The organism is Yersinia fenwicki (assembly GCF_043099325.1).
Classification (GTDB): Bacteria; Pseudomonadota; Gammaproteobacteria; order Enterobacterales; family Enterobacteriaceae; genus Yersinia.
The window spans coordinates 3,949,285-3,969,411 of sequence record NZ_CP170755.1 but is presented as its reverse complement, the minus strand read 5'-3'; the positions used below and the strand labels follow the sequence as shown (position 1 = coordinate 3,969,411).

Genomic DNA, 20,127 nt, shown 5'->3' with positions numbered 1-20,127 from the left:
TTTGGAACGTTTTAACTGTCGATTCTCAGTCTGTTTTTTGCGCTTATAGTGGTTCCAGTTTCATCAAATTGATCCTAAAAAAAGATTCATTCTGACACTATCTCTTACGCTACAGGAGTAAGGTATGCTGAAAGTCATTCAATCTCCGTCTAAATATATTCAAGGTGCCAATGCACTGCAGTCCATTGGTGAATTTGCTAAGTTACTGGCTAATAACTATTTTATAATCGCTGATGATTTTGTAATGAAGCTAACGGCGGATGCTGTTGGAACCAGCCTGCAAGGCAGTGAGCTGGAAAATCATTTCAGCCGTTTTAACGGTGAATGTTCCCGCCACGAAATTGAGCGCTTAACGGTTGAACTGAAAAAATATAAATGTAATGGGGTGATTGGTATCGGTGGCGGTAAAACCCTCGATACAGCTAAAGCGATTGCTCACTATCAACATATCCCCGTGATTGTGGTACCGACTATCGCTTCTACCGATGCGCCAACCAGTGCTCTGTCGGTGATTTATACCGAACAGGGCGAGTTTGCCGAATATCTGATTTATCCAAAAAACCCAGACATCGTGTTGATGGACACTGCGATTATTGCCAAAGCGCCGGTACGTTTGCTTATCTCCGGTATGGGTGATGCGCTTTCTACTTACTTTGAAGCTCAGGCTTGTTTTGACGCCAAGGCCATCAGCATGGCGGGAGGGGCATCGACACTAGCCGCCGTCACTCTGGCTCGTTTGTGTTACGAAACCCTGTTGGCAGAGGGCTACAAAGCCAAACTGGCTGTTGAAGCAGGGGTTGTTACCGAAGCCGTGGAGCGCATCATCGAAGCCAATACTTATCTGAGTGGTATTGGTTTTGAAAGTAGTGGCTTGGCAGCAGCTCACGCCGTTCATAACGGTTTCACTGTATTGGAAGAGTGTCATCATTTATACCACGGTGAAAAAGTCGCTTTCGGCACCCTGACACAGCTTGTATTACAGAATAGCAGTATGGAAGAGATCGAAACCGTTCTCTCATTCTGCCAACAATTAGGCTTACCAATCACATTAGCCGAAATGGGTGTTTCACAGGATATCGAACGCAAAATTCGCGCGGTAGCCGAGGCCAGCTGTGCTGAGGGTGAAACTATTCACAATATGCCGTTTGCCGTCACAGCAGACAGTGTTTATGCCGCTATTATTGTGGCTGACCGTTTAGGCCAGGCTTTCCTCAATTAAGTGGTTCGACAGACAAGTTAACTGACTGAGTATGCCGGTGTCCCTCATCATCGGCTGCTCTCTTTCCCAGGCATTCCCGTTCGCGGAGCATAAAATGAAAAAATTAATCAACAGCGTTGAGAGTGTATTGCAGGAACAAATTCAGGGGCTGGTTGAGGCTCATCCTGAACTGGTATTGCATCAGGACCCCGTTTTTGTCACCCGTAGAGATGCGCCAGTGAAAGGAAAAGTCGCACTGATGTCTGGTGGTGGCAGTGGCCATGAACCTATGCATTGCGGGTTTATCGGTGAAGGCATGTTGGATGGGGCCTGCCCTGGTGAGATTTTTACTTCACCCACTCCAGACCAAATGTATGAATGCGGTCAAGCCATAGATGGTGGCGAAGGCGTTCTGATGCTGATTAAAAACTACACCGGCGACATTCTTAATTTTGAAACGGCGGCAGAACTGCTGCATGCCGATGGTACCGCAGTGACAACACTGGTTATTGACGACGATGTGGCCGTTAAAGACAGCTTGTATACCGCTGGGCGGCGGGGCGTAGCCAACACCGTTATTATTGAAAAGTTACTCGGTGCGGCTGCGGTTCGTGGTGATTCATTGGATGAATGCGTAGCACTCGGCCAGAAAATCAATAATCAAGGGCATTCTATTGGTATCGCGCTTGGGGCTTGTACTGTGCCAGCCGCGGGTAAACCGTCCTTTACCTTGGCTGAAAACGAGATGGAATTTGGCGTAGGAATCCACGGTGAGCCCGGCATCGAACGGCGGCCATTTACCTCGTTGAATGATACGGTAGATGCGATGTTCGCTACCTTGATTGAACACGGTCACTATATGCGCAAACTGCGTCATTGGGACAGAAAAGCCGGCGACTGGTGCGAAACAGAACAAAGTAAACAGCCACTGGCGAAAGGTGATCGAGTCATTGCTCTGGTCAATAACTTGGGGGCGATACCTCTGTCAGAATTGTATGGTGTCTGGCATCGTCTGGCCGCTTGTTGTGCCGATTTTGGTTTGACCGTCGAGCGCAAACTGATCGGTTCTTATTGCACTTCACTGGATATGCAGGGTATGTCCATCACACTGTTGAAAGTGGATGATGAGCTATTGTCACTGTGGGATGCGCCGGTCAATACCCCTGCGCTGGTTAAAAAATAATGCATCAGGAGAAAGCTATGGGACTTACCAAACAACAAATTGTCAGTTGGTTACAGCTCTGCGCTGAGGTGTTTATTGAACAGCGGGACTTCCTGACACAGTTGGATACCGAAATCGGGGACGGCGACCACGGTCTGAATATGAATCGCGGCTTTAATAAAGTGGTCGAAAAACTGCCTTCTTTTGCGGATAAAGACATAGGTTTTATCCTGAAAAATACCGGCATGACACTGCTTTCAAGTGTTGGGGGGGCCAGTGGCCCCTTATTCGGAACGTTTTTTATTCGTGCTGCACAAAGTACCAATGCCAAACAGAGCCTGGATCTGCCAGCAGTCTGTCAGATGTTTAAAGATGGTGTCGAAGGGGTCGTGATGCGCGGTAAGGCGGAACCGGGCGATAAAACCATGTGTGATGTTTGGTGGGCTGTAGTGGCACAGCTTGAACAGGCGAATCAGCAGGGGGTGCCGCTGGTGGATGCTGCGCACAGCTTGCATTGGCGGGAACTATCACCATGCAGGCCCGTAAAGGCCGCGCCAGTTATCTTGGCGAACGCAGTATTGGCCATCAAGACCCAGGGGCGACATCGGCGATGTTGATGATGCAAGCTCTATGGCAGGTTGCCAGCCACTAATATGGCCCAACCGATAAGGTAATCAGGAGGAAAGATGGTCAATCTCGTTGTAGTTTCTCATAGCGCGCTGCTGGCTCAGGGTGTGGCCGAACTGGCACAGCAAATGACACAAGGGGGCTGCCAGTTGGCGGTGGCCGCCGGTGTAGACGACGTGGATCATCCTATTGGCACGGATGCCATCAAAGTGATGGAAGCCATTGAATCGGTTTACTCCCCCTCGGGCGTATTGGTATTGATGGATTTAGGCAGCGCATTACTCAGTGCCGAAACAGCACTGGAGTTATTAGACCCAGAGATGGTAAAAAATGCGCAGCTTTGCGCAGCCCCACTGGTCGAAGGGACTCTGGCTGCGGTGGTGGCAGCTTCATCTGGTGCTTCACTGACCGAGGTATGTGCTGAAGCTATGGGAGCATTGGTGGCAAAAGCTGCTCAGTTAGGTGAGGGCATTGCCCCCGAAGTTAACAGTGCGGTCGGTGCTAAGGCTGCCCCCGATGCACAAAGTGTCAGTTGGGTCGTCCGTAATCCTAACGGATTACATGTTCGGCCAGCGGCCAAATTGGTCGAAGTATTAGCGCCATTTGCAGCAGATTTATTGCTGGAAAAAAACGGCCAATGTGTTAATCCGCGTAGCCTGAATCAGCTTGCCATTTTGCAAGTACGTAAGGGCGATACTATTCGTCTGCTAGCCAGTGGAGATCAAGCCGGTGAGGCGCTGGATGCTTTTATGCAACTGGCCCATCAGCATTTTGGCGAGTCGGTTAGCACCATCAGTGATAATGGATTCACTGGTGTAATGGTTCCTCGTGGGGCCATCACTGCACCAGTCCTCCAGTGGTTACCCGCTATTCCGGTGTTCTTACCGCAAACCATTAATGCCGGGAGTATTGCTAACGAACAATTGCGTTTGCATCAGGCATTAGCACACACCGTGGCAGATTTGCAGCAGTTAGCCCAGCAGGCAGAACAGCAAATTAGTGCTCAGGCCGCCGCTATCTTCAATGCCCATGCCATGCTGATAGATGATGAAGAATTATATGTGTCGATGGAAAAGCGAATAGAACAGCAGTTGGTGTGTGCAGAGTCAGCATTGCAGGATGAGTTGATGAGCATGGTGGCAGACTATCAGGCACTGACTGACGATTACTTGCGTGTTCGCGAACTGGATATTCGCGATATTCTTAATCGTACTTTAGGCCATTTAACCGGATTGCCACCCATTCCTCTTTCAGTCGACTGTGAAATTTTACTGTTAGCGGAGGAGTTATTCCCTTCTCAAATGATTGGATTAAATCGCCAACAAGTAAAAGGCATTTGTTTAAGTGGTGGGCATATCCTCTCTCACAGCGCGATTTTAGCAACAGAATTGGATATTCCGATGCTAGTCGGGGCTGTTGGTTGCCTTGATGCCAGCCGCAATGGTCAAAATGCCCTATTGGATACCGCAACTGGAGCTCTCAAACTCCAGTAAGCGGCGTAAGTCTTCAATACATATAACTCCTTGAAATAGTAGCCTCAATCCAGGGCTGCTATTTGAGGAATTAAGTGAGTCAGTGGCGTTAGAATCTGTTTTTTCCAGTTATAGCACTCTGCGATTAGGGTGGCACTGGCCCGCCTGATAGCCTCTATTTCAAACTCAGTTAATTGGCAAACGTGGCGGATAACTTCCGCTAAATTGGCCGCATCCCCCGGAATATGCAAGAACCCATCAATACCGTGCTCAACTTGTTCTCGTAGGCCACCTGAGTCGGCGGCAACTAATATTGCTCCCTGTTTTCTCGCTAACCAACGCGATTCCATAGGAATTAATCCATTCGGCTCATTTTCGGCAGACAAAACACACACCCGCGTATTACGCCACTGAATTAGGCAGGCCATCAGTTCGCGATCAAATGAATTTATAACCGAAGCGTGTATTTCAAGTTGACCGGCTAATACTGATAACTCCTGCAACACAGGATCACTGACGATAACGGCATGAATATCATCACCCAGATAACTGGCTGCGGACAGTAATAAATCATAGCGCTTATAATGCACACCTCTCCCAAGCGTAATAGCCAACGGATTGTCGAGTGATATTCCGTAAGCGGATAACGTGTTGCAAATCTCTTGTTCACTGCGTATCCGAAACCATGGGTCGTTGATATTTACCCCTGCGGGAACCGGTATCATTGTTTGAGGATCAGCACCATATTGTGAAACTAAATGATCGGCCAGAAAATTGCTGATAGTACCTAGCTTGATATTCGGATCAATCTTTGCCCATTGAATAGGCAATGATTCAGCCATAAGCCTGTCAGGATTAGGTAATGGCATCTCATGATTGAATGCTGTGCCATGAGAAACATAGATGACCTTTAAATTTTCGCCTTCGACAGCAGTATGTAAGCTAACAATTAAAGGGGTAAACGAAAAGGGTAATTCATGGCAAAATGCCAAGGTAATATCGTAATTCTCACTAATATCAATGATCTTTGCGGCGGCGGCAGCTGAGGATATTTTCCAGTTTTGTAAGTTACCGAGAAAAGCATCACCGTAAGGCCATAAACACCCAGTTTCATTACCCAGCGTCATGTTTGGCACCGTTGAAAATGTTCCTCCTAGCTCATGAATTTCTTTTATGTAATGAGTGTGGCAATCAATATCAAAAAACGCATTGTATTTACTGTATGCGATCTCAATAAAATGCGGTTCCAGGCAGATATTATGGGTGGACAAAAAGGCTATCACCTCAGGTAGTGCCTGAACTTGTCCTCTGATATAAGAGCCGACACCGCCAACGAATATTTGGATTCCTTCTGTAGATAAATGAATGATACCTATTCTTAGATTGTTTTTTTTATGGATGGAAAATATATTTTCTTGCATATAAAACCTCGATATTTTAACGAGAAATGTGATTTATTATTTTTTCTTCGAAACTTTATAATTATTGATAAACAAAAAATCCAAACCACAATTTAAAAATAAATCAATTACATCTTTGGGTGTTTCCACTATTGGCATACCTCTGGTATTGAGTGAAGTGTTTAGTAATAGCGGTATTTTAGTTTCTTCAAAAAAAGAAGTTATCAATTTATGAAATTTTCTATTGATATCTTGTTTAACAGTTTGAACGCGAGCACTCCCATCAACATGGACGATTGAAGGAAGATCAGTTCGGTATTTTTCTTTCACATAGGCAATAAATAACATGTAGTCACTATCATGATCTAAGTGAAAATATTCTTGCACTTTTTCATGTAAAATCGCGGGTGCAAAAGGCCGGAAATCTTCACGAAACTTCACATTGATATTAATGTGATCTTTCATCTGCGCGCTGCGAGGATCGGCAAGAATACTTCTGTTTCCTAGCGCACGCGGCCCAAATTCAGACTCCCCTTGAAACCATGCAATGACCTGGCCAGATGCAATAGAGGCGGCCGCCATGACTTCAATATTTTCGACGTAAGTATATTCAATCTTGTCGTTGTGTTTTTCAAGCTCAGTTATTACGCTAATATCATTATAGTTCTTACCAAAAAACGGCGAACCAGTATGTTTGACTCGTTCTTTTTTAAGGACTTCTAGCCAACCATAATAACAACATCCGATAGAAAGCCCATTGTCACCTGCTGCAGGTTGAATATATAAGTTATCAAAATCACACCCATTAAGGAGCTTTTCATTCGCAGTGGCATTTAACGCAACCCCTCCAGCATAAGCGAAGTTTTTCATAGGATGAAGTTGGTAGTAATAGTTAAACAGGTACAATAAAGCTTCTTCAAGTTTGGTTTGTGCCCAATAGGCCAAGTCTGCATAATATTGGAAGTTATTTTTAAAGTGTGCTGGATCAATATTTAATAATGGGTCGATATTTATCCACCAGTCATTGCGTAATATTACTTTTCCTGAATTGAAAAAGAACGGTTGCCAATTGATGGCATTTTCTCTGCCATAGGGAGCCAAGCCCATTAACTTACCGGCACAGTCAAGTTCACCAAAAATATATAAGGCAATTCCCTCGTAAAATTCACCGATAGAATTTTCTATTTCCCATGTTGAAGCGGGATAGATTTTTCTATCCTTCCGATTAACCCAGCGGGAAAAGTCTTTGAAAATTGGTAGCATTTTTCTATCTTGATATACATAGTAACTGCAAGTTTCCCAATAACGGTAACGATTATTGTAATGAATATTATCAGCCCCATAGATATGCCCATTAATATCATTACAACTATCTATGCTGCCACCATGTCCATCAATAACCACAACCCCCATATCATCAAAAGGAGATGTCCCTATTGCACTATAAGCATGAGCCAAGTGATGTGAAAGGGTCACAACAGGCACCATAGGAGGCAGAATCCTATTTTTCCGGTACTCTAATTGCTCGCTAAAAATAGGATTGTGAGAATTTTGCTCTACGATTAATGTCAAGTCATTATATGTAATGCCCGCGGCATCTAAACAGTATTGAATGGTGAGATTATCATTAAACCCATCATGCTTGACTCTTGATATTCTTTCCTTTTCTATTGCAAATATAATTTCTCCGTCTTTCATTAGGCAGGTTGAACCATCATGGGATAGGGCAGTGCCAAGAATATAAATAGGTTTATGCATAATTAATATCCTTATTAATTACATTAGAGTCAGTTAAGTATATAAGCCAGTCGCCGAGATAGTGCGAGTGTCGTTAATGATGGGTTGGCAGCGCCGGGGCGCGGAAATGTACTAGGGCCGATAGCAAATAGATTATTGATTTGATTGAACTCATGATTATCATTTAATATTTCCCCTAAGGGTAAAGTGCTACCTTCATGGTTTTCTGTACCCAGAGGACTAATCCATGTTATTGGTACATTATAATTAAGTATCCTTAATGGCGATCTTATTTGCTTGTGGACATCTCCCATTGTGCGGGCATGGATAATAAATCCTGTTTGAAAATCTAAAGGCTTGAATGGAATTTTCGCATTGCTACATACTTCACGCCAGAATATATCTAATTCATTTTTCTCTTTTTTAATTAGTGTATTATCTGCATAATCTAAATTACAAGAAATGGATAATGGCATTGTTTCACTATTCGTTACTATGCTGATGTTTGTATGAACAGAAGGGATTTGTTCACCCATCGTCCATGCTTCTAATTCAATACCAAGATCTGATTTGTTGATAGTAAAAAACAAATTAAAACGCTCACCACTTAAACTAGGGCTAAAAAATATAGTGTCGGGATGACTCTCAATTAATTCATCGAATCTACTTGGGACTTTATCGTGCTCAAGGGTGACATTAAATCCTTGAACAATATGATCAACAAGGCCCGTTAGTTTTTTCTCTATTAAAATGCCCGAATCATAAAGTGCTTGAGTGGCTAAACGTGAGTTTTCAATTGTTCCTAAAGCAAGCACGCATTTATCTGCCAATACATGATGTATCTTATTAGATACCATGTCTCTTAACTTAGCACCGATACATTTTCTATTTGCAATAATAAGTGCGACAGCTTCATACCCTGCAATAATGAGTGGAGCTTTTCTACGTGTATTATCTTGCTTCCAATAGGATAGAGGGGTATAGGCCTCCCAGCGTTCAGTTTCTCCTAGTGTTCGGATGGCCTGAGGGGCGACCTTGAATTCAAAATTGGCAAATTTAAAACGATAGCTTTCATCATAGCTCTTTTCTGTCCAGGCTAATATTTCTGATTGTACCTGTGTATAAAGAGATGGGCCATCTAACCACTTCTTTGTGAGGTCACTGACAATTCTTTCTGGCCAATATTTGAGAATTTCGGCCTCAATTGGTAAAATAACGCCATGCCAATAAAGTGACCTGCCACCCACTCTACGCCTTAAGCATGTTCCTTTCGAATAATGTGGCTCACTTAAAGATTGCCATGAGCGGTAAGCATATTTATCAGAGTCCTCATTCTTCCATAATTCATTAGCTCGCTGAAAATCTTCCCCTGCATTTATATGATTAAAATCATCAGCGGGCCCCGCTTCTATAATAGCAATATTTTCTACTTCTCTATTATTTAAATGTTTTGCTAACTCTAAACCTGACATTCCCCCGCCTAATATTAGTATGTCAAATTTACCAGGAATTTCTGCTGGATTTTTAGATAATGCAGACGTAATCATATTCATTATGTAACCTCTAAATAGTGATGTTTACTTAAAAACCCATGGCTTTACGTTAAAATCATACGATTCTTGTCTTAATTGATGTATAAAATCCTCCCATGGGCCTATAGGGAATTTTGATTGAGTAAGAAGTTTATTACTGACAAGCTGCATTTTTATTTCTATCTCACCTGCAGCACACATGCACATCCATTCAAATAACTGTAATGCCGCATCTCTGGGGAAGCCTGGATCAACTTTTATATGATGGTATTCGGAACCATAAAACTCAGTAAAAGCAGAGTATTCTGTTACGGCACAAGGAATAGTGAAAATAGCAGCTAGCGCTGGTCCTAAACCGACACTTTCAACATTTTTTACATTCGGCGTAAATAAAACAGCACCTGATAACGTATGACAAATGGTGAGCAAGTCAATTTCGTCCAAACACCATTTATTATGTTTATTTTTATAAGTTTGAAGCGGGACTTCATCCAGAAAAATGATATCCTCATCAAGATGTAACATATTCACCTGATCTTTTAGATAAGCTGCATATTCAGGATCTTCATTCATACTCCCGAATATAAGTAACTTAGGGAGGTATAATTTTTTTTCTTTATAAAGGTCAAGTAATGAATTGAAAATATCAATTGATATTTCGAGACCTTTAACTCTAAATATCCGGACAGGTGCGATAATAACCGTCGAATCTGCGGAGATATTGTGCTGGTTTAAAAATTCTCTATGAATATTATTAAAGTTAGAGCCATCTATAGGGGGTAATATATTCGGGATAACTTTTGCTGCCAGCGCAGTTGGGTAATTATTACATTCATCGGCCAGAGCTTCAGATGCGACTATCCATTTAGTATAGCTATTATCTTGTGGTACTGGAGTTAGTTTATTGGGAGCTTTTGGATATAATCTTTCGGCATTTTCATAAATAGCATAGCTGCCAAAAAGATCATGATCCCAGAAGATGACACCCCCGTATTTTTTCTTTGCCCAATATTTTTTTGCGGTATTATGGATAGCCTGAGTAATGGGTACAGCATCAGACAGTGTCATGTTTAAACAGAAAAGCCAGTCAATATCATTATCCTCAAGCCAATTAATAAAATAATTTTGATATTGCTCCGCAATTAAAATTATATCTTTCTGAATATTTATTACTTCTTCGTGTGTTAACTGGTCATATTTGGCTATTTTATTTCTTATGTTAGTAAAGTCATTACCATAGTTTTCATGACACATTGAATACTGATGAATAGAACTCACTTTCATCCAGGTAGGATAGTGTGAGCCTGGGTTTCCATGAGGAAAGAACTTAACCTTATCTGGTCGCCATGAAAAACCTAGATCTGCGGGTATTTCATAAGTGATTATATTGTTTTTTATTGCCATTTCAGCAACATTTCTAAATATCGTCAATAGACCACTGGTTGGGAGGCCATCTCCTGATATAATTGCCCACTTCATTTTTTTCATTATTTATCCCCTGATGTTAATTATTTAATTGAATTGATTTCTTTGATAAAAAATTAATCAACGAGAAAATTAATATACAACAAATTAATATGGCAACAAACGCTGACCTTAGTGAAGTAAAATCTGCTAATATGCCTATTAATGGTGGTGAAATGAGTAAACCAACTCTTGACATCCATGTTGCAAAAGTAATTCCACTGGTTGCATTGATATTAGGTAACTGGCCAATAAAGGATATAGTTAGTGGGAATATCACGGATATACCTAATCCAATGAGAGAGAAACCTAATATTGTAAAAATAACAGAGTGAACGAATATTATTAATATGATTCCTATCATGGATAAGACCACACCATATTTTAATGTTATTAACTCTCCAAACTTATTTGTATAGTAGTCACCAAATATACGACCAATAACTATGCATATTTGGCAGAATAGATAAGGTAAACCAGAAATTACTAGTGAAGCATCATAAATGTCCTTCATATATATTGCCCCCCAGATACTGGCTGTTTCTTCTATGCTGCATGTGAAGACAAGTACAGTTAAGGCTATAATGTAAACTTGAGTCTCTAATAAACCTATCTTGTTTTTATACTGAGCAGGCAAGTGAGAGCTAATTTCCGTATTCACTTTTTGAAATAGTAGGATGTAAATAACGAGTGCTATTAAATTAATGGTAAGTAATGTAAGGTTGAATTTCGCCATTGAAAACCCGAGACCAATAGCCATGACAGCAATAAGACCCCCCCATATTGTACCGATGCTGCTTATACCATGAAACCGATTAATCAAACTAAACCCATATGATTTTTGTATATTAATGGCTTGTACATTAATACAAGTATCCCCCCATGAATCAAAAACACCGAATAGGAACAGTAATAATGTTATTTCATACCACGACGATGAAAAAGCGACTATTGATATAGTAATAATTAAAAATAAGAATGATATATTTGTTGCCCAATATATCCCAATAAAATTGATAAACCTTTTTGAAAACAATCCGAATATTATTGATCCAGCTGGAATAGCTGATATCATCATTCCAACCATATAGTTAGTAAGGTTGAATTTTTCTTTTAAATTAGGGATCCACGGAACTAAGCTAGCGTAGGCAATACCGTGAATGAAAAATAGTGCGGATAATATGATACTTTGTTTTTTTTGCATTTCTTATAATCATTACATTAATTTTGCATGGGTTAATTATTACGATTAATAATTGAAATCAAATCCTAATATATTTCTATATCCAGATTTAATTGATGGTTCCTTTAGTTTTATTGCTGTGACTTGATGCCAAATAGATGAGTTTTTATCTATATGGAATAGCCCTTCACCGCACTCTAATGTGTGTGATTTAATGAGTTCATTTTTTTCTATACAATAGAGTTTGCTTATGCCTCCTTCAATATTATATTTATCAATAACTAATGCAGAAACAATATAGTCACTCCCATCTTGATGTAAACCTTCTGGCGAGTTTGAAACCTGGTGTATTGATCCATCTATAATTAAAGATATTTGATGGCAAGTGACTCGGATTTTTTTGAGTTTTCTTTTAGGTTCGCATTCGCACAACATTTCGATGAATTTTTTAATGAGTATCTTCAAAATAGCCGAATTTGCAGTGACTTGATCCATCGGGGGAAAACGACGAATTAATTGCCTTAAATCTAATTGATGATCGGCATTTTGGGTGAAATGGGTTACTGTAGGAAGATCAATGTGATTGATAATCCATTTCTTATCAATATATTCGTCAGTGAATTGGCTCATCCCTCTCTTTCTAAAAGGCTTATAGGAATAGAATATTTTTTTATCAGGTACAGATAGTGTGGATATTAGGGATTGAATACCTTTAGGTATCAAACTATCATCAAGATAGCATTGTGCTTCCTGTAAAATTAATTTTCTATCCGCAAAACGTTTGCTGATAAGAAACCTTAATTGAGAGAATTTTATATCATTAGTGTCCCATGCTAATTTTTTAAATGAGAGTTCATTTTTAATTGTTCTTATATTTACACCAAGTTCATTTATATTAAATTGAATTATTTTATATTTAATACCCATGACATAGATATCCTATTAATCAAGTTATTATTTATACGTTATTTATATTGATTTAAGTAAATGATACAAAATTAAATATATTTACTAAAGTTTTCCAGAATAGTGTGCTTAGTTTGATTTTTTATTTCTCTATTTTTATATCTCAAAGAACTCTCTTCAGCAAGCTTTTATAAATAGGAACCCGTATGTATGTTTTTCAAACTATATATTATTGATGTCTTTTCATGAATCACTTTATATTGACATGTTAGGTAATTAACATTTATAGATAACAGAATTGTTTTATTTATCTTTGTTATTGATTACAGCCTTAATTTTTCGAAATCAGCTAAAGGACGTTAATTCTTCATTTTATGATCTAAAATACAATATCAAAAATGTGATCCATGTAAATGGAATGGCGTTTCATTTTGTGTATTGTATTATTAATGACAAATCACACTTTCTATTGTTTATAGTCACACAGCGTGATTTTACTTGGGTGGCTATGAGTTACTGAGGATCTCGAAATGCCAATTAACTTATTGGGTAAAACACTATTGTCAGGATTGATGTCGTTTATTGTATTGGGGACGGTGAATGCTGCGCAGTATAACGCGGTCGTTTCTACCACTCCTCAGGAAGACGAGTTTTCCTCGATTAATGCTGCATTGAAGTCAGCTCCGATGGATGACACTCCTTTTATTATCTTCCTGAAAAATGGAGTTTATACTGAAAGGCTCGAGGTGACCCGTAGTCATGTCACCCTGAAAGGTGAGAACCGCGATGGCACGGTGATCGCTGCCAATACTGCTGCGGGGATGCTCAATCCACAAGGCGAAAAATGGGGAACATCTGGTAGTAGTACTGTGTTGGTTAATGCCACGAACTTTACAGCCGAAAATCTGACTATCCGTAATGATTTTGATTTTCCAGCCAATAAAAAGAAAGCGGATACTGACCCAACAAAATTAAAAGATACTCAAGCTGTGGCACTGTTATTAGCGGAAAATAGTGATAAAGCGCGTTTCAAGGCGGTGAAACTTGAAGGTTACCAGGATACGCTTTATAGCAAAACCGGCAGCCGGGGTTATTTCACAGACTGTGAAATTAGTGGTCATGTTGATTTTATTTTTGGTTCAGGAATCACGGTATTTGATAATTGTAATATCGTGGCGCGCGATCGAAGTGATATAGAGCCGCCTTATGGCTATATCACGGCCCCGAGTACATTAAAGACCTCGCCTTATGGTTTGATCTTTATTAACAGCCGATTGACTAAAGAGCCAGGTGTTCCCACTAATAGTTTTGCTTTAGGGCGTCCATGGCACCCGACAACTACTTTTGCTGATGGTCGTTATGCCGATCCGACGGCAATGGGTCAGGCGGTATTTATCAATACGATGATGGATGACCATATTTACGGTTGGGATAAAATGTCTGGCAAAGATAAACAAGGTGAGAAAATTTGGTTCTATCCGCAGGATTCACGTTTCTTTGAGGCGAATAGTCAGGGGCCGGGAGCAGTAATTAGCGAGGGACGCCGCCAGTTATCTACGGAGCAACTTAAAGCATTCACTTTACCTATGATTTTCCCTGACTGGGAAGTCCATTGAAACTAAAATGGCAGGGACTCGCCACCCTTGAATTGGTGGATATCCAGCCGATGAAGTTTCACTTTTCGCCATAATGTGGTGCGGCCGATCCCCAATAAGGCCGCCATTTCATTCAATTGTCCCTGGCAGACCAATGCGGCACGAATAATGGCCTGCCTTTCTAATTCTTGTAGTGATAGGACTGGCTGAGGTTGTGGCATATCCGGTTCCAATAACAATCTTTTACCTAGCAGATGCTCCGGCAAGTCATTGAGGTTGATACGGTTGTTGCGACAGGCCATCGCGGCCCGCTCAACTACACTTTTTAGTTCCTGATCATTACCCGGCCAAGGGTATTGGCATAACTGACGAATAACACTTTCGTCTGGCTGATATTGGCAGTGAAAATGTTGCCCAAGGCTGGTCAGCGTATGCTGAACCAGTAGTGAAATATCTTGTTGGCGTTGGCGCAGCGGGGGGATATGCAGCTCAAAAGATTGCAAGGTATAGAATAGTTGGCGACGAAAACGGCCTTGTTTGACTAACAAGGGCAAATCTGCGCCGGTGGCGGTAATGATTCTTACATCAACTGGTATCACTCGATTAGAGTTTACTCGCATCACCATGCCGGTTTTGACAATTTGCAGCAACGCTGATTGCATTTCTGGCGATAAATATTCGACTTGCTCCAAATATAAGGTGCCACCGTTGGCTAATTCAAATTTGCTTGGCTGCCCGGATTCACCTTCACTGGCATCACTACCCAGAAACTCCCGTGCCATAAGATTTTGCGGTAATGCCTGGCAATTCAATACGATATAGGGGCCAGCCGCTCGATTGCTGGCATTATGAATAGCCTGACCCAATTGTTGCTTACCCACACCTTCTTCCCCGTGCAGTAAAATGGGGTGTCTGCCTTTAGCCGCCTGTTTGCCATAACGAATTAAGCGGCGCATTTCCAGCGACGCCACTGGCATATCGTCAAAGGTATAACTGGCTCGCCCTAATTGGTTGTGAACCATTTGCCGCAGTAATTCTTGTGGATGCAGAAGTGCAATAAATCCGCAACGGTCGCCATCTGGGATAGGTTTGAGCGTCAGCAAAGCCGGAATAAATTGTTGCTGATTTTCAAAAGTCACTTCTACATGGCTGAGGGCGGTACGATGCAAAATAGCATGAGCCAGCACCGCGGGTAGGGTGAGCAAATCAGTAACTGGTTTACCGAGACTGTTGGTTTCATTGAGCTGCAAGATGGCTGCTGCCCGGCGGTTAAGGTACAACAGACAACCGCGTTGGTCCCAGGCCATTACGCCATCTTCAACGCCATCAAGCAGGGCGTTGAGTTCGTTCAGATGACGGTTAGTTTCGGCCAATAAAGTATCGGCATGGAGGTAATTCCCGATTTCTCGGGCTATCGCCAGTGTTAGCGGCAAATCACTGGCGGCGTTATCAACCAGTAAACTCCCCAGAACAATCACGGCCCGTTGGCGGCCACTGTTGTCATACACGGGTGTGGCGCAGAAGTGCCAAGGATGCAGGGCCTGCTTGAAGTGTTGCTGGCCGCTGACCTGTATCGGATGCCCTTCGGCTATTGCCAGAGCTGGGGCATTGGTGCCGATTAATCCTTCAGCCCAATAACTGCCACAATCAATACCTAACGCTTTTAACTGACTCATGGTCTGCGGATGGCCGCATTGCCACAGGGTACAGCCGCTTTCATCAAGAATTAGCAGGACGCAGTGGCGAGATTCCATATATTCATAAGCATCCTCCAGTGCGGCCTGGCCTAATACCAGTAAATCGTTTTTTCGCTGACAAATTGACTGGAAAGTTGCTCCTGCTGCACGATGTGGTGCCCGCCATTGCGGGGCTTGCATCAGTTTTTGGCAGCGCTGCCACGAACCGATTAGGGCCGGAGTGGCAACTGGCTCAGTGTTGCTCATTCAGTGCCTTGGAACCCGGGTGTCGCCAATGGATTTGGCCCGGCAGAATCAGCTGATTTTGCGCCAAAGGTGTTTCGGCGATCAGAGCGGTGATTATCTCAAAGCTATGGCGTGCCAACCCTGGGCAATCCTGCGCAATGGTATCTATTTTTAAGGGTAAGCAATCAAACAGGTAGTGGTCATCAAAGCTACAAAGATGAATGTCACTGTCCATTAATTGATGCTGATTGAGATAGCGTAGCACCCCCTCCAACAGACCACAGGCGGCGGTAAATACTGCTTTAGGCGGGCGGCCTAATTGCGCGCAAAGCTGGGCAATCATTTCATAACCGGAGCTGGGCAAGTAATGGCCATTTAGGATCCATTCGGGGCGGCATTCGACCCCAGCTTGTTGTAGACCTTGCTGGAAGCCCGCTAAACGGTCACGCGTTGGCGAGATTCGTGGCTGGCCGCCGAGAAAGTAAAATTCATCTGGATGTTGGCGAGCCACGTTTTCAACCAATGCACCGGTAGAGGCGATGGAGTCGGTAATCACCAGCGGCAACGCTGATTCACCAATCAATCTGTCCATCTGCACTACTGGCAGACGAGCATTAATTTTTTGATATTCGCCATCATTGAGCTGGCTGGAAGCGACAATCAGGCCATCAACTTGGCGCTGTACCAAACTGTTTACCGCCATCATTTCCTGGCCAGGATTCTCGTCGGTACAGGCAATAAGCAACTGTAACCCCGCCTCACGACATAACATCTCCAGCTCTCGCGAAATAAGCGCAAAGCCGTGGTTGGTCATCTCTGGCACGACCAGCCCTATGGTGTGACTACGGGTTGATCGCAGCGAACGGGCGTGGAAACTAGGCTGATAATTATGTTCGCTGGCCAGCGCAATAATACGATCACGCGTTTCATCTGAAACACGATATTCTTTACTACGTCCATTGAGTACCAGACTGGTGGTCGATTTCGACACACCAGCCAGTTTTGCAATATCGTTGATGGTAATACGTTTATTGTTTTTCACAGATTAATGTTGTTCGCCGAGTGAATCTGTCGCCTTGAAAGATAGTTCATTCTAACATGGGCGAAGACAACAGCCAGTGTTGCACTCGCAGTTCAGCACTTCCCGCAAAAATGGCTTGTGGCGGTACGGGCGGGAAGTAACTCGACGTCATCACCGCTTCTCCCTGATTGATAAAAATCTCTATGCTGCAACGATCACAAAGTAACTGTAATTGTTGCAGTTGACCGCGCCAGTAACGGAATTCTCGCAATCCGGTGCGCAGATTATTACGGCTTAAAATCAAGCGCGCACCATCCCATTCCAACAGCAGAGTATTGCCCAATTCGAGGGTAAAAGGCGCACTGACGTCGATTATCATTTCAGCGCTAGCAATAGCAAAAGCAGGGGCTTCTTGGGCTCGGCCTTGCCACTGCATATGTTCACACCGTAGTGCGGCTAATTCGCGTGCTGGTTGCTGAATGAGTTTGTCGCCATTAAGACTCAACTCGCGCGGGCAGGTCATGGTATGGATCCAGCCATAGGCCACTGTCGGTTGGTAAAATTCATCTTCATCTGGAATGCCCATCCAGCCGAATAATAAGCGGCGGCCATCTGCGGCTAGCGTGGTTTGCGGCGCGTAGAACTCAAAGCCAGCGTCCAGCTCGTGAAAGTCCTGATGATTGAAGGTGGCGTAGGCATAATCCAATTTGCCTAGTAAATATCCCGCCTGAAAGGTATTACGATAACGTTCAGCTTCGGCCGGTATTCCCTGTGGGCAGAAAATCAAAACGTCTTTATCTGCCAGGGTAAACAAGTCGGGGCATTCCCACATATAGCCAAAAGGCCCAAGCCCCCCCAGACCAGAACCCGCTATCTCACCGAGGTTATGCCATTCGCGTAAATCATCAGAGCGCAGCAGAAGCACCTTGCCTTGCAGTTGTTTGTCCTGAGCACCTAACACCATGTACCACTGGCCGTCGTGCTGCCAGACTTTCGGGTCACGCACATGTCCGGTATAGCCAGCGGGCAAGGGGAGCACTGGCCCTAACTTGTCGAACTCGCCCTGTTTATTTTCCTGTGCCAGACATTGGAATGCGGTACGGGAGCCATCGGGATATTTCACATTTCCGGTGTAAATCAGGGTAATAAGGTCATCAGTAATCACCGCCGAACCGGAGTAACAACCATGACTTTCGTAAGATTCGCTCGGTACCAATGCCACTGGTTGATGTTCCCAATGCACTAAGTCAGTGCTGCGCCAGTGGCCCCAATACTTACTGCCGTGGCGGCAATCCAGCGGATTCCATTGATAAAACAGATGATAATAGCCAGCATGGTAAATGAACCCATTAGGGTCATTCAGCAATCCGACACAGGGAGCTAAGTGCCAGCTCGGCCGGTGTGGATCTTGTAATGCGCGGCACTGACCGCGCATTACTGCCAGCGTAAGATGTTTAAGCAAACTGGCTTCTTGCATTATTCGCTGTCCGTTTTGTATTTAAGTAGCAAGGAAATAATAAATGCAGCACCAAAGGCAATGACCAAACCAATCAGATAGTTAACAATTGAATTGCCTTGCACGATGGCGATGCCGGGAATGCCGGTCAAGCCTACCGCGGTCATATTGACATGATTGGCCACCACCCATGCTCCGCCGAGTGCTCCGCCTGCCAGTGCTGCCAGGAAGGGTTTGATAAAGCGTAGGTTAATCCCGAAAATGGCCGCTTCAGTTATCCCCAGCATGGCGGAAAATGCCGAAGGAATCACAATGGCTTTAATTTTGGCATCGCGGGTTTTAAAGTAGACCGCCAGACAAGCCCCACCTTGCGCAACATTCGCCATCGACCAGATAGGCAGCAGGAAGTTAACGCCAATATTGGGATTACCCAATAAACCTGCTTCGATTGCATGGAAACTATGGTGAATACCGGTTATCACGATAACGGAATATAGCCCACCAAATAACAATCCAGCCAGCCAACCGGCGTGGGTAATCAGGGTACTGAGCACCAGTGAAATGCCATCACCCAGCACGCGCCCGGCAGGGCCAATAAACAGCAATGCAACAAATCCGGTAATAATGACGGTTAGAAATGGCGTGAGAATCAAATCCAGCGCATCGGGGATAATCTTCCGTAGGCGCTTTTCCAATATACTCATAAACCACACGGCTAGCAGGACGGGGAATACCGTGCCCTGATAGCCAATCATTGCCACCTCCATCCCGAAGAAGTTCATGGTATGGAAGCCGCCAGCCACTCCCCAGGCATTGGTCAGTGCCGGATGGGTCAGTATGCCGCCCAGCGTGGCCCCCAGATAGGGGTTGCCACCAAACTCTTTGGCTGCGGTAAAACCAATTAAGATCGGCAGAATAATAAAAGCAGCGGAGCTGAACATATCCAACATAATAAACAGCGCGCTGTTGGCATCGGCCCAGCCATAGGTTTTCACCATGCCGAGCAAACCCATTAACAAACCGGAGGCTACAATTGCCGGAATGATGGGCACAAAAATATTAGAGAGCAGACGGGCGATGCGCTGGAATGGATTTAGCTTACGGGCAGCCGCATCGGCCGCTTCTGATTTACTGGATTCGCTAATCCCCGCCACTTTAATAAATTCGGCGTAAACTTTATTCACCAACCCGGTGCCGAAAATAATCTGTAATTGCCCTGCATTGCTAAAACAGCCTTTAACGCCTTCGACTTTCTCTACCGCTGATTTTTGTACCAGTGAGTCATCAGCCAATACCAAACGCAGTCGTGTCGCGCAGTGTGCTGCGCTGACAATATTGTCTTTACCGCCGAGCAATGGGAGTAGAGCCTTTGCGGTCTCATTAATATTCATTATATCCCTCGCATATAAATTAGGTTACCCGCCGTGGCAGCCAATCCCCTGCCGACGGCGG

Annotated in this window: 14 protein-coding genes and 1 pseudogene; 5 read left to right on the top strand and 10 right to left on the bottom strand. The window is 43.4% G+C overall.

Features of this window, described 5'->3' with window-relative positions:
• The first annotated feature begins 124 nt into the window (after positions 1–124).
• The 4 genes and pseudogenes from ACF3VQ_RS17980 (at position 125) to dhaM (ending at position 4,480) form a co-directional block, all read left to right on the top strand.
• Positions 125–1,219 (top strand): glycerol dehydrogenase, encoded by a 1,095-nt coding sequence (locus ACF3VQ_RS17980; RefSeq protein WP_392432401.1) that lies wholly within the window; start codon positions 125–127, stop codon positions 1,217–1,219.
• Between the two features lie 94 nt (positions 1,220–1,313).
• Positions 1,314–2,381 carry a dihydroxyacetone kinase subunit DhaK gene (dhaK, locus tag ACF3VQ_RS17975; RefSeq protein ID WP_392432400.1) on the top strand — a complete coding sequence of 356 codons (1,068 nt, stop codon included), beginning with the start codon at positions 1,314–1,316 and terminating at the stop codon, positions 2,379–2,381.
• Positions 2,382–2,398: 17 nt separating this feature from the next.
• Positions 2,399–3,012, top strand: a pseudogene (dhaL, locus tag ACF3VQ_RS17970) (dihydroxyacetone kinase subunit DhaL).
• A gap of 34 nt (positions 3,013–3,046) precedes the next feature.
• Positions 3,047–4,480, top strand: coding sequence for a dihydroxyacetone kinase phosphoryl donor subunit DhaM (gene dhaM, locus ACF3VQ_RS17965; protein WP_392432399.1), 1,434 nt, complete (start codon positions 3,047–3,049; stop codon positions 4,478–4,480).
• Positions 4,481–4,524: 44 nt separating this feature from the next.
• Here dhaM and ACF3VQ_RS17960 read toward each other — a convergent pair whose 3' ends face one another.
• Genes ACF3VQ_RS17960 through ACF3VQ_RS17935 form a run of 6 tightly spaced genes read right to left on the bottom strand, consistent with a single transcriptional unit; the run spans position 4,525 to position 12,702 of the window.
• Positions 4,525–5,880, bottom strand: a complete 1,356-nt coding sequence (locus ACF3VQ_RS17960; protein WP_392432398.1) for a glycosyltransferase family 4 protein — start codon at positions 5,878–5,880, stop codon at positions 4,525–4,527.
• Between the two features lie 36 nt (positions 5,881–5,916).
• Complete coding sequence (locus ACF3VQ_RS17955; protein ID WP_392432397.1) at positions 5,917–7,617, bottom strand: carbamoyltransferase; 1,701 nt, start codon at positions 7,615–7,617, stop codon at positions 5,917–5,919.
• Between the two features lie 29 nt (positions 7,618–7,646).
• A complete protein-coding gene (locus ACF3VQ_RS17950; RefSeq protein WP_392432396.1) occupies positions 7,647–9,149 on the bottom strand; it encodes a GMC family oxidoreductase in 1,503 nt (500 codons plus the stop codon).
• Between the two features lie 24 nt (positions 9,150–9,173).
• Positions 9,174–10,616, bottom strand: coding sequence for a hypothetical protein (locus ACF3VQ_RS17945; protein WP_392432395.1), 1,443 nt, complete (start codon positions 10,614–10,616; stop codon positions 9,174–9,176).
• A 16-nt stretch (positions 10,617–10,632) separates the two neighbouring features.
• Positions 10,633–11,796, bottom strand: a complete 1,164-nt coding sequence (locus tag ACF3VQ_RS17940) for an MFS transporter (protein WP_392432394.1) — start codon at positions 11,794–11,796, stop codon at positions 10,633–10,635.
• 45 nt (positions 11,797–11,841) lie between these two features.
• Positions 11,842–12,702, bottom strand: coding sequence for a 2OG-Fe dioxygenase family protein (locus tag ACF3VQ_RS17935; RefSeq protein ID WP_392432393.1), 861 nt, complete (start codon positions 12,700–12,702; stop codon positions 11,842–11,844).
• A gap of 509 nt (positions 12,703–13,211) precedes the next feature.
• Between ACF3VQ_RS17935 and ACF3VQ_RS17930 the strand changes: the two genes are divergently transcribed.
• Positions 13,212–14,297: a pectinesterase family protein gene (locus ACF3VQ_RS17930; protein WP_392432392.1), complete on the top strand. Its 1,086-nt coding sequence runs from the start codon at positions 13,212–13,214 to the stop codon at positions 14,295–14,297.
• Positions 14,298–14,299: 2 nt separating this feature from the next.
• Here ACF3VQ_RS17930 and dhaR read toward each other — a convergent pair whose 3' ends face one another.
• The 4 genes from dhaR to ACF3VQ_RS17910 are packed head-to-tail and all read right to left on the bottom strand — an operon-like array spanning position 14,300 to position 20,066.
• Positions 14,300–16,219 carry a dihydroxyacetone kinase operon transcriptional regulator DhaR gene (gene dhaR / locus ACF3VQ_RS17925; protein WP_392432391.1) on the bottom strand — a complete coding sequence of 640 codons (1,920 nt, stop codon included), beginning with the start codon at positions 16,217–16,219 and terminating at the stop codon, positions 14,300–14,302.
• Entirely contained in the window at positions 16,206–17,240 is a 1,035-nt protein-coding gene (locus ACF3VQ_RS17920; RefSeq protein WP_392432390.1) for a LacI family DNA-binding transcriptional regulator, read from the bottom strand. The genes dhaR and ACF3VQ_RS17920 overlap by 14 nt, the downstream gene beginning before the upstream one ends.
• A 46-nt stretch (positions 17,241–17,286) precedes the next feature.
• Complete coding sequence (locus ACF3VQ_RS17915; protein WP_392432389.1) at positions 17,287–18,696, bottom strand: sucrose-6-phosphate hydrolase; 1,410 nt, start codon at positions 18,694–18,696, stop codon at positions 17,287–17,289.
• Positions 18,696–20,066: a sucrose-specific PTS transporter subunit IIBC gene (locus ACF3VQ_RS17910; RefSeq protein WP_050075792.1), complete on the bottom strand. Its 1,371-nt coding sequence runs from the start codon at positions 20,064–20,066 to the stop codon at positions 18,696–18,698. The genes ACF3VQ_RS17915 and ACF3VQ_RS17910 overlap by 1 nt, the downstream gene beginning before the upstream one ends.
• Positions 20,067–20,127: the final 61 nt, after the last annotated feature.

What these genes read in the sequence shown, in the direction of transcription:
- ACF3VQ_RS17980 (WP_392432401.1), top strand. Translation starts at nt 125, where the DNA reads ATGCTGAAAGTCATTCAATCTCCGTCTAAATATATTCAAGGTGCCAAT.
- dhaK (WP_392432400.1), top strand. Translation starts at nt 1,314, where the DNA reads ATGAAAAAATTAATCAACAGCGTTGAGAGTGTATTGCAGGAACAAATT.
- dhaM (WP_392432399.1), top strand. Translation starts at nt 3,047, where the DNA reads ATGGTCAATCTCGTTGTAGTTTCTCATAGCGCGCTGCTGGCTCAGGGT.
- ACF3VQ_RS17960 (WP_392432398.1), bottom strand. Translation starts at nt 5,880, where the DNA reads ATGCAAGAAAATATATTTTCCATCCATAAAAAAAACAATCTAAGAATA.
- ACF3VQ_RS17955 (WP_392432397.1), bottom strand. Translation starts at nt 7,617, where the DNA reads ATGCATAAACCTATTTATATTCTTGGCACTGCCCTATCCCATGATGGT.
- ACF3VQ_RS17950 (WP_392432396.1), bottom strand. Translation starts at nt 9,149, where the DNA reads ATGAATATGATTACGTCTGCATTATCTAAAAATCCAGCAGAAATTCCT.
- ACF3VQ_RS17945 (WP_392432395.1), bottom strand. Translation starts at nt 10,616, where the DNA reads ATGAAAAAAATGAAGTGGGCAATTATATCAGGAGATGGCCTCCCAACC.
- ACF3VQ_RS17940 (WP_392432394.1), bottom strand. Translation starts at nt 11,796, where the DNA reads ATGCAAAAAAAACAAAGTATCATATTATCCGCACTATTTTTCATTCAC.
- ACF3VQ_RS17935 (WP_392432393.1), bottom strand. Translation starts at nt 12,702, where the DNA reads ATGGGTATTAAATATAAAATAATTCAATTTAATATAAATGAACTTGGT.
- ACF3VQ_RS17930 (WP_392432392.1), top strand. Translation starts at nt 13,212, where the DNA reads ATGCCAATTAACTTATTGGGTAAAACACTATTGTCAGGATTGATGTCG.
- dhaR (WP_392432391.1), bottom strand. Translation starts at nt 16,219, where the DNA reads ATGAGCAACACTGAGCCAGTTGCCACTCCGGCCCTAATCGGTTCGTGG.
- ACF3VQ_RS17915 (WP_392432389.1), bottom strand. Translation starts at nt 18,696, where the DNA reads ATGCAAGAAGCCAGTTTGCTTAAACATCTTACGCTGGCAGTAATGCGC.
- ACF3VQ_RS17910 (WP_050075792.1), bottom strand. Translation starts at nt 20,066, where the DNA reads ATGAATATTAATGAGACCGCAAAGGCTCTACTCCCATTGCTCGGCGGT.